13 protein-coding genes are annotated in these 13,933 nt (G+C 54.2%); 8 read left to right on the top strand and 5 right to left on the bottom strand.

The window, feature by feature from the left end:
• Positions 1 to 43: 43 nt before the first annotated feature.
• The 3 genes from chrA to ACO2Q8_RS02610 all read right to left on the bottom strand — a co-directional run bounded on the left by chrA (position 44) and on the right by ACO2Q8_RS02610 (position 3,272).
• Complete coding sequence (gene chrA / locus ACO2Q8_RS02620; protein WP_423343215.1) at positions 44 to 1,255, bottom strand: chromate efflux transporter; 1,212 nt, start codon at positions 1,253 to 1,255, stop codon at positions 44 to 46.
• Between the two features lie 211 nt (positions 1,256 to 1,466).
• Positions 1,467 to 2,423: an isopenicillin N synthase family dioxygenase gene (locus ACO2Q8_RS02615; RefSeq protein ID WP_423343214.1), complete on the bottom strand. Its 957-nt coding sequence runs from the start codon at positions 2,421 to 2,423 to the stop codon at positions 1,467 to 1,469.
• A 138-nt stretch (positions 2,424 to 2,561) separates the two neighbouring features.
• The gene (locus ACO2Q8_RS02610) at positions 2,562 to 3,272 is read right to left on the bottom strand and encodes a superoxide dismutase (RefSeq protein ID WP_423343213.1); all 711 of its coding nucleotides are present in this window, start codon (positions 3,270 to 3,272) and stop codon (positions 2,562 to 2,564) included.
• Between the two features lie 198 nt (positions 3,273 to 3,470).
• On the opposite strand from ACO2Q8_RS02610, the gene ACO2Q8_RS02605 reads away from it, so the two are divergent.
• Complete coding sequence (locus tag ACO2Q8_RS02605; protein ID WP_423343212.1) at positions 3,471 to 4,436, top strand: cytochrome C; 966 nt, start codon at positions 3,471 to 3,473, stop codon at positions 4,434 to 4,436.
• Positions 4,437 to 4,508: 72 nt separating this feature from the next.
• Here the strand turns inward: ACO2Q8_RS02605 and recR are convergent, their stop codons facing one another.
• Positions 4,509 to 5,120, bottom strand: coding sequence for a recombination mediator RecR (recR, locus tag ACO2Q8_RS02600; protein WP_423343211.1), 612 nt, complete (start codon positions 5,118 to 5,120; stop codon positions 4,509 to 4,511).
• Positions 5,121 to 5,218: 98 nt separating this feature from the next.
• The gene (locus ACO2Q8_RS02595; RefSeq protein ID WP_423343210.1) at positions 5,219 to 5,497 is read right to left on the bottom strand and encodes an ATP-dependent Clp protease adaptor ClpS; all 279 of its coding nucleotides are present in this window, start codon (positions 5,495 to 5,497) and stop codon (positions 5,219 to 5,221) included.
• A gap of 133 nt (positions 5,498 to 5,630) precedes the next feature.
• Between ACO2Q8_RS02595 and ACO2Q8_RS02590 the strand changes: the two genes are divergently transcribed.
• The 7 genes from ACO2Q8_RS02590 to ACO2Q8_RS02560 all read left to right on the top strand — a co-directional run bounded on the left by ACO2Q8_RS02590 (position 5,631) and on the right by ACO2Q8_RS02560 (position 13,926).
• Positions 5,631 to 7,094 carry a sodium:solute symporter gene (locus ACO2Q8_RS02590; RefSeq protein WP_423343209.1) on the top strand — a complete coding sequence of 488 codons (1,464 nt, stop codon included), beginning with the start codon at positions 5,631 to 5,633 and terminating at the stop codon, positions 7,092 to 7,094.
• A 25-nt stretch (positions 7,095 to 7,119) separates the two neighbouring features.
• Complete coding sequence (locus tag ACO2Q8_RS02585; RefSeq protein ID WP_423343208.1) at positions 7,120 to 7,902, top strand: hypothetical protein; 783 nt, start codon at positions 7,120 to 7,122, stop codon at positions 7,900 to 7,902.
• Positions 7,903 to 7,988: 86 nt separating this feature from the next.
• Complete coding sequence (locus tag ACO2Q8_RS02580; protein WP_423343207.1) at positions 7,989 to 8,540, top strand: hypothetical protein; 552 nt, start codon at positions 7,989 to 7,991, stop codon at positions 8,538 to 8,540.
• A gap of 249 nt (positions 8,541 to 8,789) precedes the next feature.
• On the top strand, positions 8,790 to 9,911 hold the full coding sequence (locus tag ACO2Q8_RS02575; protein ID WP_423343206.1) for a hypothetical protein: 1,122 nt from the start codon (positions 8,790 to 8,792) through the stop codon (positions 9,909 to 9,911).
• 91 nt (positions 9,912 to 10,002) lie between these two features.
• Positions 10,003 to 10,893, top strand: a complete 891-nt coding sequence (locus ACO2Q8_RS02570; RefSeq protein ID WP_423343205.1) for a hypothetical protein — start codon at positions 10,003 to 10,005, stop codon at positions 10,891 to 10,893.
• A gap of 69 nt (positions 10,894 to 10,962) precedes the next feature.
• Entirely contained in the window at positions 10,963 to 12,510 is a 1,548-nt protein-coding gene (locus ACO2Q8_RS02565) for a vanadium-dependent haloperoxidase (RefSeq protein ID WP_423343204.1), read from the top strand.
• A gap of 231 nt (positions 12,511 to 12,741) precedes the next feature.
• Positions 12,742 to 13,926, top strand: a complete 1,185-nt coding sequence (locus ACO2Q8_RS02560) for a DUF3179 domain-containing (seleno)protein (RefSeq protein WP_423343203.1) — start codon at positions 12,742 to 12,744, stop codon at positions 13,924 to 13,926.
• Positions 13,927 to 13,933: the final 7 nt, after the last annotated feature.

Genomic DNA, 13,933 nt, shown 5'->3' with positions numbered 1-13,933 from the left:
TTCTCTACGGTTGGCAACGGGCCGTTTCGGGGGATTGTTTGAATCAGACCAGAAAACCGAGGAACAACCCCGCCAGAATCAGGAGATAAGGCGGGATGCGGGTGTACTCGAGGACAAGGATGGTTCCCACCACGACGACAACGGCCAGGCCGCTTTCGGCCATCGGCTGGAACAGGGAAATGGCTGCTGCAACTGTCAGACCAGTGCTGGCAGCATTGATGCCTTCTAGCGACGCCCGCACGGCCCGGTACCGTTTGAGCTGGTTCCAAAATCGGTAGACGAAGAAGATTAGAAACGTACCGGGTAGAAAAATACCGGCCGTTGCCGCCAGTCCGCCCAGCAACTGGCCGCTCAGTCCGCCATGCCGCATGGACAGCACACCGATGTAGGAGGCAAAGGCAAAGTTGGGACCGGGTGTGCCCTGTACCACGGCCAGACCCGACAGGAACTCCTGTCGACTGAGGTAGTGTTTGAACTCGACAAACTCGTTGTAGAGCATCGGCGTCAACACCTGCCCTCCACCGAAGACCAGACTGCCGTTGCGGTAGAAGTTTTCGAACAACCGGAGCGGCAGGTATTTGGTAATGGCACCCAGCATGGCGGCTACCACCAGAACGCCCAGCCAGAGGAAGAAGTTGGCCCATTGAATCCGGATGGGCTTTTTTTCCATCTGCTCCTGCCCTTTATAAAAAAAGGCCGTGGCAAAACCACCGGCAACGAGCACAACGGGGGTCACATACGGCGATGGAAACGCGTAAGCCGTCAGGGTCGAGACAATCGCCAGTACCAGGCCGCGCTGATTGACTATCACCTTACGACCAATGCGATAACCTGCGACGATCAGAAAACCAACGGCCATCGGCTGAATGAACCGGGTGAAGTTGAGCGAGATCGGTCGTTGCTGCACGTAATAAATGCCCAGAGCGGCCAGCATCATGATCAGTGTGCCAGGTAAGGCCCAGACAATCAGGGTTAAATAAGCCAGGTTGGGTCCGCCGATTTTGAAACCCAGGGCCGTGATAGTCTGGGTGGAAGTGGGGCCGGGCAATACCTGGCATAAGGCATTCAGTTCCAGCAATTCGGCTTCAGTCAGATACCGGCGCTTGCGGACAAACCGGTCGAGCATCATCGACAAATGGACTTGTGGCCCCCCGAAGGCGGTGCAGGCCAGGATCAGAACATCCTTCAGAAAAATGAAATAGCGAATGCGTCTTACCGGAGCAATAGGCGAGAGGGTGGAAAGGTAAGAAGCCATACGCTGAAAGGTGTTTGCGCAATCGGGTATTGATCCGGACTGAAACCGTTCCGTCAGCCAGGCGTATACCGGGAAGTTTTTGGGGTTGGGTGGATGAAAGGCAAAATAATGAAAAAAACTATACGTCTGACCGTCTGATAATTAACTTGTTCTGTTGCCCAGCATGGGGTCGCCAAAACCGCATCGTAAGGCAACAGAACCAGACGGGCGATCAGCTTTTTTTCAGCCCCAGCTCGCGCAGACGTTCGTCGAGAAAAGCTCCGGCGGTCATGTCTTCGTAGATTTTCGGATGCTCAGTCGAGATACAACTTTCGAGGCAGGTCAGGTCCATATCGGCCCGGGGATGCATGAAAAACGGAATCGAATACCGGGGGCTGTTCATCTTTTCGCGGGGCGGGTTCACCACGCGGTGGATGGTCGATTTGAGCTTGTGATTGGTCAACCGGTCGAGCATGTCGCCGACGTTGACGATGACCTGATCAGGCAGGGCCGTAATCGAAATCCATTTGCCATCCCGACGCAGCACTTCCAGCCCTTCGGCGCTGGCACCCATCAGCAAGGTAATCAGGTTGATGTCACCGTGCGCAGCCGCCCGAACTGCTCCCTCCGGTACCAGGTCCGGGTTCAGTGGGAAGTAGTGAATGGCGCGTAGAATGCTGTCGCCGTGGTCGACTTTGTCTTCAAAATAGTCTTCCGGCAACCCCAGATAGAGAGCGATGGCCCGCAACAGCATCCGGCCCGCGTTTTCCAACGTGCGGTACGTCGTCAGTGTATTCTCTTTAAAACCCGGAAATTCGTCGGGAAAAACGTTGTCGGGCATGCCATTGATCGGTTCGGGTTGCCCAACGTGGTAAAATTCTTTCAGGTCGGCCACCTTGAAACCTTTGGCGGTTTCCTTGTTTTTGCCGACGTAGCCGCGCTGCCCGTGCAGTTCGGGAAACTCGTACTTCTTTTTTAGGGATTCATCCGCCGAAAAGAACCCTTTGACGGAGTCGTAGAGCTTCGTGGTCAGGTCGTCGGTTAGGCCGTGGTTTTTGATGGCCACAAAACCGATGTTGTTGAAAGCGGATCCCAATTCCCGGACAAATTTTGCCTTCCGTTCCGAGTCGCCGGACGTAAAATCGGCCAGGTCGAGCGACGGGATTTCGTCGTACAAAATAGCACTCATGTTGTTGATGGTCTTCGTGTATCGGGCGGCTAATTTACAAAAAAGGCTTTCAGGTTTACAGACTTTCGGGCAGGTTGCCGGGCGGTTTCTCCCGTTGCACGGAAATTCAATAAGCCTAAAAGCCTGATAGAGAGGAGATTATGCCTTCATGGCGGCATTATACAACTCGTTCACTTTGTTCCAGTTGACCACGTTCCAGAAAGCCGTCACGTAATCGGGCCGCCGGTTTTGGTATTTCAGGTAATAAGCGTGTTCCCAGACGTCCAATCCCAGGATGGGCGTCCCTTTTTTCTCGGCCAGCGCCATCAGTGGATTGTCCTGGTTGGGCGTCGAAACTACTTCGAGGTCTTTGCCATTGACGATCAGCCACGCCCAGCCCGAACCGAAGCGGGTGGTAGCGGCCTTGCCAAATTCTTCCTTGAACTTATCGAACGAACCGAATTTCTTGGTGATGGCGTCCGACAAATTGCCCGACGGTTGTTTGCCCCCGCTGGCACCCAGGATGTTCCAGAAAAAGGTATGGTTCCAGTGGCCTCCACCGTTGTTGCGTACGGCTACCGGGCTGCTGCTGTCGATTTTCTTCACCAGTTCATCAATCGACAAAGACGCCATTGCTGTACCGGCTACGGCTTTGTTGAGGTTGTCGACGTACGCTTTGTGGTGCTTGCCGTGGTGAATTTCCATCGTCTGTTTATCGATGTGGGGCTCCAGCGCGCCCGAATCAAACGGCAGCGGGGCTAGTTTGAACGGACCTTCGGCCTGATTGAAGCCGGAAAAGGCCGACGATTGCAAGGCTTTCAGGGTGAGAGCACTGCCAAAGGCCAGTTTTAAGAACTCACTGCGATTCATATCCTAATGGTTTGAGGTGAGATACTTGTTTGCTTGAAAACACACCCTGGATGGCAATGTTTTCAGGCACCGCAAAGAAAGCGACTTTTTTGGTACATCCGATACAAAAACCGCGCTCCGTTTGCTCAAGAGCCGAAGGTTGATGGTGGTCGAACGGACGGTCTTGTGTAGCTTTACGGTTCAGTAAACAACACCCGCATGAACCGATTTCTTTCTTTGCTGGCCTTCGCCGGATGGGTAGCCGTGAGTGGCTGCGTCCGGCCAAAAGCCTATTCGCCCACCACCGGCCGAATCCAAACCATTACCCTTCCCACCGAAACCGCCCGGATCGAGCGGGGCCGGTATTTAGCCAATCATGTGGCGGTTTGCATGGATTGCCACTCGAAGCGGGATTACAACCGGCTGGCGGGGCCGCTGGTGCCTGGAACGCTTGGTGGTGGGGGCGAGGAGTTTGGCAAAAACTACGGCCTGCCCGGCACGTATTACGCCAAGAATATTACCCCGTTTGCCCTGAAAAGCTGGAGTGATACCGAGGTGTTGCTGGCGATGACGGCGGGTGTATCGAAAGACGGAAAACCACTGTTTCCGCTGATGCCTTACGCCAATTACGGCCAAATGGATGAAACGGATGCCGTAGCGATTGTGGCGTATCTGCGCACACTCGAACCGATTGCCAATCCGGTGCCGCCGTCCCGACCCATTGCGCCGATGAAACTGGCTATGAAGCTTATGCCGCACAAAGCCCGGTTTCAGGACATGCCGACCCGCAAAAACAGCGTCGAGTACGGGCGGTATCTGGTTACGTTGGCGGGCTGTCAGGATTGCCACACGAAACGGGGGATGGGTGGTTTGACAAAAAAAGCTGCGTTTGCCGGCGGAACCGAAATCCGACTGGCGAACGGCATGCTCCGAACGGCCAACATCACGCCCGACCCCGAAACCGGCATTGGCACCTGGACAAAAGCCGATTTCATCCGGCGGTTCAAGACCTACGATCCGGCCACATTCCCGGCTCCCGAAGCCGGAAGCGGTTTTAACACGGTGATGCCCTGGACGCTGTACGCCGGAATGACCGAGCAGGATCTGGGGGCCATCTACGACTACCTGAAAACCGTGAAACCCATCCGGAACAAGGTGGCGTTTTTTCGTACCCACGGGCTTTAGCCCGTGTATCCGGCCTTGCGGTGCGGTTTGATTTACCCGGACTTTCGTCCGTGCGTACAGTGTGGACGTATATTATTCGTACGTAATCCGGCTCAGAATACTCCGACCGAGGGTTACCTCATCGGCGTATTCGAGATCACCGCCGATGGGGACCCCCCGCGCAATGGTCGAGATTTTAATCGGGAACGCTTTGAGTTTTTTCTGGAGGTAAAACGCCGTCGTGTCGCCCTCCATCGTCGGGCTGAGGGCCAGAATGATTTCCTTGATGGCATCACCGTCCTGCGTCCGCAGCCGTTCGACCAGCGAATCGATTTTCAGATCGCTCGGTCCAATGCCCTCGATGGGCGAGATGATGCCGCCCAGTACATGATACATGCCCTTGTATTGGGCGGTGTTTTCGATGGCCAGCACATCGCGCGTATCTTCCACGACGCAGATCAGCGAGCGGTCGCGTTTGTGGCTGACACAGATGCTGCACAGATCGTGGTCCGACAGGTTGTGGCACTTGCGGCAGTGTTTCACCTGCGAACGCATCGCTACCAGCGTATCGGCCAGACTTTTGGTTTGTTCTTCATCCCGTTTCAACAAATGTAGCACGAGCCGGAGGGCGGTTTTTTTACCAATCCCTGGCAACTTTGCCACTTCATTGACCGCGTCTTCAATCAATTTGGAAGGAAACTCCAAGGCGAGTAAGTTTTAAAATAATGAATAACGAACACCGAATAGCGAATAACGATCTGTAAAAACTTCAATATTCAACATTCGTTATTCATTATTCGATATTATTTTAGTACCTCTGCGGAAATGCCCCGGCGGCAGATTTCGTTTCGTTTCGGGACAAGTTCTTCCCAGGAACCGTTCTTGACCCCGCATTTCCCTTTGTAATGAATGATGATCGTGCATTGTTCGGCCTGCTCAGGGGTGTGTTCACAGACATCGATCAGCGTCTCGATGACGTAATCAAAGGTGTTTATATCATCGTTGAAAACCACCAGGCTATACAGGTCGGTATCAACAACTTCTTCCAATACCTCGACGTCGTTTTCTTCGAACGGTTGCATTACACGAATTTTATTGTTTGTTTAGCAAATTTACGAAATTTTGCCCGGTTATGCCACGTTTTTTCAGGGCGCGGAGGAACAAAACTTCCAGAAAGATAACCCATCGTTTCCTTAAAAAGTTGCCCCCGACAGTATGAATTCCAACATCGCGTTAACGATACTGATTGCTTACTTTGCCATGCTCATTGCGGTATCCTGGTACACTGCCAGGGGGGCCGACACAAATACTTTTTTTACGGCCAACCGCCAGACGCCCTGGTATCTGGTGGCATTTGCCATGATCGGCACTTCCCTGTCAGGCGTAACATTCATCTCGGTTCCTGGGGCCGTCGGCGCAAAAGCATTTTCGTATTTCCAGGTGATTCTGGGCAATGTGGTCGGCTACTACGTCATCGGGACGGTTTTGATGCCGCTTTATTACCGAATGAACCTGATTTCGATTTATGGATACCTCGAAAAGCGGTTCGGTTTCTGGTCGTACAAAACCGGGGCCGGTTTCTTTCTGCTGGCCCGGACGGTGGGCTCGGCCATTCGGCTGTACATCGCAGCCGGAGTGTTGCAAATCGCCATTTTCAACAGCTTTGGGATTCCATTTGAGGTGTCAGTAGCGATCACGATTCTCCTCATCTGGCTGTATACGTTCAAAGGCGGGGTGAAAACGATCATCGTTACCGACACCCTCCAGACGACGTTTCTGGTCACGGCGGTTGTCCTGACGATCATCCTGATTTCCCGCGAACTCGGCCTCTCGTTTGGCGAAATGGTGTCGACGGTTTCCCAAAGCGATTATTCAAAAATCTTTTTCTGGGATGCCAATGACCCCAAAAACTTTTTCAAGCAATTTATTTCCGGCGTTTTCATTGCCATCGTCATGACCGGTCTGGATCAGGATTTGATGCAGAAAAACCTGACCTGCAAAAACATCGGGGAAGCGCAGAAAAACATGCTGTGGTTTACGGTTACATTCTCTATTGTCGTTTTCCTGTTTCTGTCGCTGGGAGCATTACTGTACATTTATGCCAATACGAAGGGGATTGCGGTTCCGGCCAAAACCGACGACCTGTACCCGATGCTGGCGCTCAACCATTTTGGTCTGGTGGTCGGGATTACGTTCCTGCTCGGTATTACGGCGGCCACCTACGCCAGTTCCGACTCCGCCCTGACAGCGCTGACCACCTCATTCTGCATCGACTTCATGAACGTGGAAGGCCGCCCGGAGACGGAGCGGGCCCGGATCAAACACTGGGTTCACATCGGTTTTTCGGTTCTGTTTTACGTCGTCATCATTATTTTCAACCGGCTCAACAGCCAGGACGTCGTTACGGCGGTTTTCGATCTGGCGGGTTATACCTACGGCCCGCTGCTGGGCTTGTACGCATTCGGATTGTTTACGAACCGGCCGGTGCGCGACGGGCTGGTGCCGCTGATCTGCCTTGCGTCGCCGTTTCTGACCCTGTACGTCAACAACCACTCGGCCGAGTGGTTCAACGGGTATCAATTCGGTTTCGAGCGGCTGGTACTCAACGGGGTATTCACCTTCCTGGGATTATTGGCCATATCGCGGAAAAAACCGGTCAACGAGCCGGTAGCCGCCTGATTCTTTAACGTTTTTTCGACCCAACATGAAATACATACCCTTATTCGGATTCGCTTTGGCGCTGACCACGACGCTTTCCTTCGCCCAGAAAACCGCCCCGGTCAAAAGTGCCTGGACAACCGCAACTTCTTTTGCCGATTCGGCCGCCCGCAATGCGTCGGGAGAGGTTTACCTCGAGGGGGCCAAAGTACACGCAACGGCCACCAACAACGCTGAAAAACTCTTTTTGACCCTGCAACTCGACGACGATCAGGATCAGTTTAAGGCGTTGCTGTTCGGGAGCACCATCTGGCTCGATCAGAAAGGCAAGCGGAAAGCATGGAAAGGTATTCAGTTTCCGCTGCCGGAAGAGATGGACCCGGCAACCGGTCGACCACTGTCGATGGGGCCTAAAACCGGCCCAACCGACCGGGGCATGATGATGAAACACCTGCTGAGCCGGAAAATTGAGATGAAATTGATTCGACTCGTCGCCGAGGATGACATGCTGGTATCGGCCACCGGCGATCCGTCGGGTATTTCGGCCCGACTGGAAGAAAAAGCCGGTCGGCTGGTGTATCAACTGGTTGTTCCGCTGGCGCTGATTGGTGGAAAACCGGGTGCGGAAGCGCCGTTGTCCATCAGTTTTGAAAGTGGTGTCCCGGAGCGGCCCAAGCAAACCAGTTCGGATGCCGGAAGCATGAGTGGCATGGGGGGAATGGGCGGCATGTATGGCCGGCGCGGGATGTACGGTGGGGGCGGAGGTTTCAGCGGCCCCACCATCGCACCCACCCGGTTTGGCCTGACGGTGCAACTGGCAGGGCAGTAGAGATGCTGCCTTGAAAATTTCCATAAATAGTAGAATATTTTTAAGGAACCTGTATCTTTGGATAAATTTTTCCGAACGTTAGGTTTGTGAAACGGTTTATCGCCTTCGGTTTAGTTATCGCGCTGCTCTATCACATGATGGGGCATTTGCTGCTGCTGCTCAGTGTGCAGTGGCAGGAAGAGCACGAGCTGTCGGAGCGATTGACGGTCTATTCCTCCGTAGATCACCTCGTTGAGTTTCAGATTCCGCTGCAAAATCACCCCAACGAAGCCATTCTGACGCAGCAAAAGCAGGGTGGGTTCAAATATCGGGGCAGCTTCTACGAAATTGTCAATCTGGATGTTTCCGGCGATACGCTGCGCATCACGGGATACGTCAATCAAGCCAAATCATTTTTTCAACGGGATTTGCTCTCATTGGTGAAAGAGCAATTCGCCACCGGAACGTCGGAATCAGCCAAGAAAGCCAATTCCCTGCTGAAATTATTGTTGAAAGAATATTCGCCCATTACCCACGCCCGGACCTGGTTCTTTTTGTACGACTGGAACGAGAAAACCGTGCGAATTCCTTCCTTTTTTGCCCCTATAAGTACCCGGAGCCTTCCGGTTTTTTCTCCTCCTCCCGAGCAATTGTCTTGATTCAGGATTGATTTTCAGGGTTTCCCAGACTGTCCCAGTCATGGGTAATCACGTCTGTTTCCGTACACGTTTACAGGCTGAAAAAGGCTGAATTGACTTCGCGTCGGTACAGAGCAACCGCTGTGATTCTCGTGTCTTCGGGACTCAATCCGGTTTTCCATTTCCTAAAATTTATTCAAATGGGTTACGGACGCATGGTTGCAAAACGGCGTCGGTCAGCCCTCTGTGGAATTATTCAAGACATTTAGCATGAAAACGTTTTACCGATTTTCACTGGCAATCATTTGCCTAACCATCCTTCATATTCAGGCGTCGGCGCAGGGCTGTGTGGCCGTGCGGCACATGAGCTGTGCGCTGCCGGGTTCGGCTTCTTCGGCCGATTTTTTCAAACAGCGGACCGGTCATTGGCAGGTTAATATGGGCTACCGGTATTTCCGCTCGTTCCGCCATTTCAAAGGCGATGTTGAGCAGAAAGAACGGCTGGAAAATAACACGGAAGTGATCAATATTTCCCATGCGCTCGATCTCGGCATCACCTACCTGGCGACGCACCGGCTGTCGTTTACCGTCAATTTACCCATTCAGTATAACGACCGCTCGTCTTTGTACGAACATTACGGCAACTCAATTACGGCTAATCCCGAACAGAAACGCTTCCGGACGGGTTCGCAAGGCATCGGCGATGTGCGGATTTCCGGAAGCTACTGGCTGGTCGATCCGGCGAAACAGTCGCGGGTTAACCTGGCCCTGGGAGCCGGAATCAAACTACCCACCGGAAACCCCGGCGTGACCGGCGATTTCCATAAGCTTGACAAGGAAAAGAGGGATTACGTGATCAACAAACCGGTCGATCAGTCGATTCAACTGGGCGACGGTGGGGTTGGTTTCAGCCTCGAAGGCCAGGGCTATGCTCAACTTACCGGAGGGTTGACGGCCTACTTCACCGGCTATTACCTCTTCAATCCGCGCGAAACCAACAACGTGCTGCGCAATCCGGAAGCGACCACCATCGACCTCGTAACGGGCTATTTCTCCGTAGCGGATCAGTTTGCGGCCCGGCTGGGACTGAGCCAGTCGATCAAGGCCATTCCGGGCCTGGCCGTCATGCTCGGCGGTCGGGTGGAAGGCGTGCCATCGTCGGATGTGTTCGGCGGCAGCAAGGGATTCCGGCGGCCCGGTTACATCGTATCAGTCGAACCGGGTTTAGCTTACATGAAAGGAAAGTTCTCGGCTTCGGCCACGGTGCCCATTGCGCTGTATCGCAACCGGATCAAGAGCTACTCTGACAAGCTCGACCCGCTGGGACTTCGGCACGGCGATGCGGCTTTTGCTGACTACTCGGTTGGCGTTTCGTTGAGCCGTTGGTTCTGATCGTAGGCTTTCCGACGCTATCCACCTCATACCCGTTCGACCTCCCGGCTGACAACCGGCCGGGGGGACATCGTACTCTTTTCTTGCTGTGATGAAAAATTCGATCAAATTAATGATATTGATCGCTTGCCTGTTAGTGGGCAACGCGATGGCTCAAATGCCGCACGACGCCATTTATATGAGTAAAGGATCGGTGTGCGTGGCCGGGATGTACGGCAGAAGTACCTGGACCGAGTATTGGGAAAACTCCCTGAAACGTTCAAATTCCAACCTTGGCACGCATACGACCCAGAGTATCTCGGTGATGCCTGCCATCGGGATCAGCAACCGGCTCAATCTGATTCTTAACCTGCCCTATATCTGGACCGAAACCAGCGCCGGAAACCTGCTGGGCCAGAAAGGTATTCAGGATCTTTCAGGCTGGCTGAAATACCGGGTGCTGAACACACACGGTTTTTCGCTGCACGCGGTCGCCGGGGCGTCGCTGCCGCTAGGAAACTATGTGCCGGATTTTCTGCCCATGTCGATTGGCTTGCAGTGCCGGACGGTTTCGGGTCGGCTGATTGCCAGTTACAAACATCCGAAAACAGGACTGTATCTCACGGGACACGGAACCTACCTGTGGCGGAGCAATATCAAGGTCGATCGGGATGCCTATCAGGCCGACGATCGGGTGTACAACACCGATGAGGTGAGTGTGCCGAATGCTTACGACTTCGGGCTGCGGCTCGGAATCCTGCGGAAAAAATGGCAAACCGAGGTCTGGGCCGAGCAGAGTGCCTGTACGCACGGCGACTACATCCGCCGGAACGACATGCCCTTCCCGACGAACAACATGCAGGCGACTACGGTGGGCTGGTACGGAAAAATTCAGCCGAAAAACATCGGCCTGAATGCCCGTGTCGGGTACGTGGTCGATGGGCGGAATGTGGGCCAGAGCACGAGCTACTCCGTAGGTGTGCTGTATTTGTTCAAGTTGTAACTAGTCAATCGACAGCCGGGGCTTGATACAAATGAAGCATCCTGTCGTCGTCTTCATCCGATTTTTAGTATGAAAAAGTATATAAATGAATTAAAAATCGCCGTATTGGGGGTGGTTTTGGTGGCTGTACTGACTGCCTGCGATAAAACCATCGAAGAACCCCAACGGGTGGGGTATACCCCGGTTGCGGTCGATGAAAAAGCCGGAACTTGGAAAACGTATTTGCTGACTTCGCCCAGCGAAATTGCAGTTCCTGAGCCGGAAGCGGTCTCTTCCCCCGAATACATTGCCGAATTGGCGAACCTGAAACAGAAATCGGCGAGTCTAACCAACGAGCAGCAGGAAAGCGTCGTGTATTGGGGTGCCGGGGCTGTCTACCGCTGGAACGAAATTGCGCGCGAGTTATCGGCCCGCTATAACATTCCACCAGCCTACAATGCCGAAGGCAAATACCCGGTGCCGGATCCGGCCAATCCGCTGGCCGATCCGAAGTTTCCATTTGCCACCCCTCCGTATGTGTCGCGGGCATTGGCTTACCTGAGTGTGGCTCAGTATGATGCGCTGGTGGCGGCCTGGCACTACAAATACAAGTACAAACGGGCGGCTCCCTCGAAAACCGATGCGACCCTTCGGGTAGCCCTACCGGTTTCCGGTATTCCAACGTATCCATCGGAAGATGCGGTGGTAGCAGCCGCGTCGGTCACGATTTTGAAGGCCATGTTTCCGGGCGAAGTGCCGTTTTTGGAAGCGAAATTAAAAGAACACCAGGAGAGCCGCCAGTGGGCCGGAATGAATGTCGAAAGCGACCTGGCGGCCGGTGTTGAGTTGGGAAATGCGGTAGCCGCTAAAGTGCTGGGCCGTGCCCGCACGGATGGCATGGGTGCTTCCAACAACCAGGCCCTAACCGCGGGCATGATCGAGAAAGCCAAAGAACGCGGTTTGAAGGAGGTCTGGGTGAGTCAGGAAATCCCGGCCCGGCCGCCGATGTTGCCGAATTTCGGCGCTGTGCTGCCCTGGAATTTCGACCGGGAAACCTTGGTCAAACTTCGTCCGGGGCCACCACCCGCGCTCGATAGTGAGCAGTTTAAGAAAGACCTGGCCGAGTTGCAGAACATTCAGAAGAACCAGACCCGTGAACAGGCCCGAATTGCCAACTACTGGGCCGATGGCGCAGGCAGTTATACACCGCCCGGTCACTGGCACCGCACGGCGGCAAACGTGAGTCACGAAGCCCGGCACAGTGAAGTGCGCATGGCCCGGACGCTGGCGCTGGTTGGAACGGCCCTCGTAGATGCTGCCATTAGCTGTTGGGAAACGAAGTTCTACTATTATTACCCGCGTCCGCAGCAGTTTGGCGTGAAAACCTCGGTCGGCCTGCCCAACTTCCCCTCGTATACCTCCGGTCACTCGACGTTCTCAGGGGCTGCGGCTACGGTGTTGGCCCATCTTTTTCCGGATCAGGCGGAGGTATTTAACGAAAAAGCGCAGGAGGCATCGGTATCCCGCATGTATGGCCTGATTCACTACCGGTTTGATTGCGAAGTAGGTTTGAAAGCCGGGACAGAAGTTGGCCAATACGCCATTGCCCGGGCGAAAGCCGACGGGTCGGGCTTGTAGAAGGCCACCCTTGGAAATCAGGAAGTTTCGTTATTGCGATACAACCTGATGAGGTCATGCTGTGATTGGCCGAATAACGCGAAAAGCTTAGTTCGTTCAAGATTCATAATAGGTTAGTCGATCTTCCCCATCCGCCCTGTGGATGGGGAAATTCAGACCGTTTTGGAAGAATGCTGTCTACATCAATAGTCCGGATGCCGCTTGTTCGACGGCTATAGGCCCATTCCAACCATGAACAAAATGTTCTTTTTTGTGCCGGGTATCCTGTTGCTGGCGCTGGTCGAAGTGGCGAAGGTGTACTTCATCATGCCCATGCCGGGGAGTCAGGAAGCCGACACGATTGATCTGGCGTACTGGATTCATCAGAATGTCTGGCTATTGCGAATTGTGGGCTGGCTGCTGGTTGTGTATCCGGCATACCGTTTATTGGCGGAGCCTAAACGCCGAGGCCGAAAGGTGGCGGTAGGGTTGTTGCTGATTGGCTATGGAGCGGTTTTTTACCTGTTCAATTTCCGGTTGCTGGCCGAAAAAATGTTTTACCAGCCAACCCAAACCGTCATGCTCGACCTGAAAGACAACAAAATTCCGGCTGATAAAGTGGTGCTGGGCCTGGTTGTCGAGGGCCAGGCGCGGGCCTATCCTGTTCAGTTGATCGGCTATCATCACCAGGTGCGGGACACGGTGGCCGGACAACCCGTCATGGTAACGTACTGCACGGTTTGCCGGACGGGCCGGGTGTTTCGGCCGATGGTTGCAAACCGACCCGAAGAATTTCGGCTGGTGGGCATGGATCATTTCAATGCCATGTTTGAAGACAAAACCACCGGAAGCTGGTGGCGGCAGGTCAACGGCGAAGCCATTGCCGGACCGTTGAAAGGGCAACTGCTGCCCGATTTGCCCGCCGAACAGATGACGTTGCGGGCCTGGGCCGAACAGCATCCGCACACCCTGGTTTTGCAACCGGATTCGACCTTTAAAAAACAGTACACCAGTATGGAACCCTACGAGCGGGGCAAAAGCAAAAGCGATCTGACCCGGCGCGACAGCCTCTCCTGGAAGCCCAAATCGTGGGTGGTAGGCGTCGAACAAAACCGGCTGGCCCGTGCTTACGACTGGAACCGATTAGTGAAGCAAAAAATTACAAACGACCACCTGGCCGGAACCCCGCTGGTGTTGATGGTCGCTTCGGACAGCACCTCCTTCCACGTCTGGAATCGCACCGTCGACGGTCAGGCGCTGCAATTTGCAACCGGCAGAAAAAATTCGTTCCGGGACCGGCAGACCGGCTCAGTCTGGAACCGGCAGGGCGTTTGCACGGACGGCCCGCTCAAAGGCAAGCGACTCACCCGGATTCCGGCATCGCAGGAGTACCTGCATTCCTGGGAAACGTTTCACCCGGGGTCGTCGCGCTACTAAACCGCGC

It is taken from the genome of Larkinella sp. VNQ87, assembly GCF_049445795.1.
Taxonomy (GTDB): domain Bacteria; phylum Bacteroidota; class Bacteroidia; order Cytophagales; family Spirosomataceae; genus Larkinella.
This window is presented reverse-complemented; position numbering and strand designations above follow the sequence as displayed.

What these genes read in the sequence shown, in the direction of transcription:
- chrA (WP_423343215.1), bottom strand. Translation starts at nt 1,255, where the DNA reads ATGGCTTCTTACCTTTCCACCCTCTCGCCTATTGCTCCGGTAAGACGC.
- ACO2Q8_RS02615 (WP_423343214.1), bottom strand. Translation starts at nt 2,423, where the DNA reads ATGAGTGCTATTTTGTACGACGAAATCCCGTCGCTCGACCTGGCCGAT.
- ACO2Q8_RS02610 (WP_423343213.1), bottom strand. Translation starts at nt 3,272, where the DNA reads ATGAATCGCAGTGAGTTCTTAAAACTGGCCTTTGGCAGTGCTCTCACC.
- ACO2Q8_RS02605 (WP_423343212.1), top strand. Translation starts at nt 3,471, where the DNA reads ATGAACCGATTTCTTTCTTTGCTGGCCTTCGCCGGATGGGTAGCCGTG.
- ACO2Q8_RS02595 (WP_423343210.1), bottom strand. Translation starts at nt 5,497, where the DNA reads ATGCAACCGTTCGAAGAAAACGACGTCGAGGTATTGGAAGAAGTTGTT.
- ACO2Q8_RS02590 (WP_423343209.1), top strand. Translation starts at nt 5,631, where the DNA reads ATGAATTCCAACATCGCGTTAACGATACTGATTGCTTACTTTGCCATG.
- ACO2Q8_RS02585 (WP_423343208.1), top strand. Translation starts at nt 7,120, where the DNA reads ATGAAATACATACCCTTATTCGGATTCGCTTTGGCGCTGACCACGACG.
- ACO2Q8_RS02575 (WP_423343206.1), top strand. Translation starts at nt 8,790, where the DNA reads ATGAAAACGTTTTACCGATTTTCACTGGCAATCATTTGCCTAACCATC.
- ACO2Q8_RS02570 (WP_423343205.1), top strand. Translation starts at nt 10,003, where the DNA reads ATGAAAAATTCGATCAAATTAATGATATTGATCGCTTGCCTGTTAGTG.
- ACO2Q8_RS02565 (WP_423343204.1), top strand. Translation starts at nt 10,963, where the DNA reads ATGAAAAAGTATATAAATGAATTAAAAATCGCCGTATTGGGGGTGGTT.
- ACO2Q8_RS02560 (WP_423343203.1), top strand. Translation starts at nt 12,742, where the DNA reads ATGAACAAAATGTTCTTTTTTGTGCCGGGTATCCTGTTGCTGGCGCTG.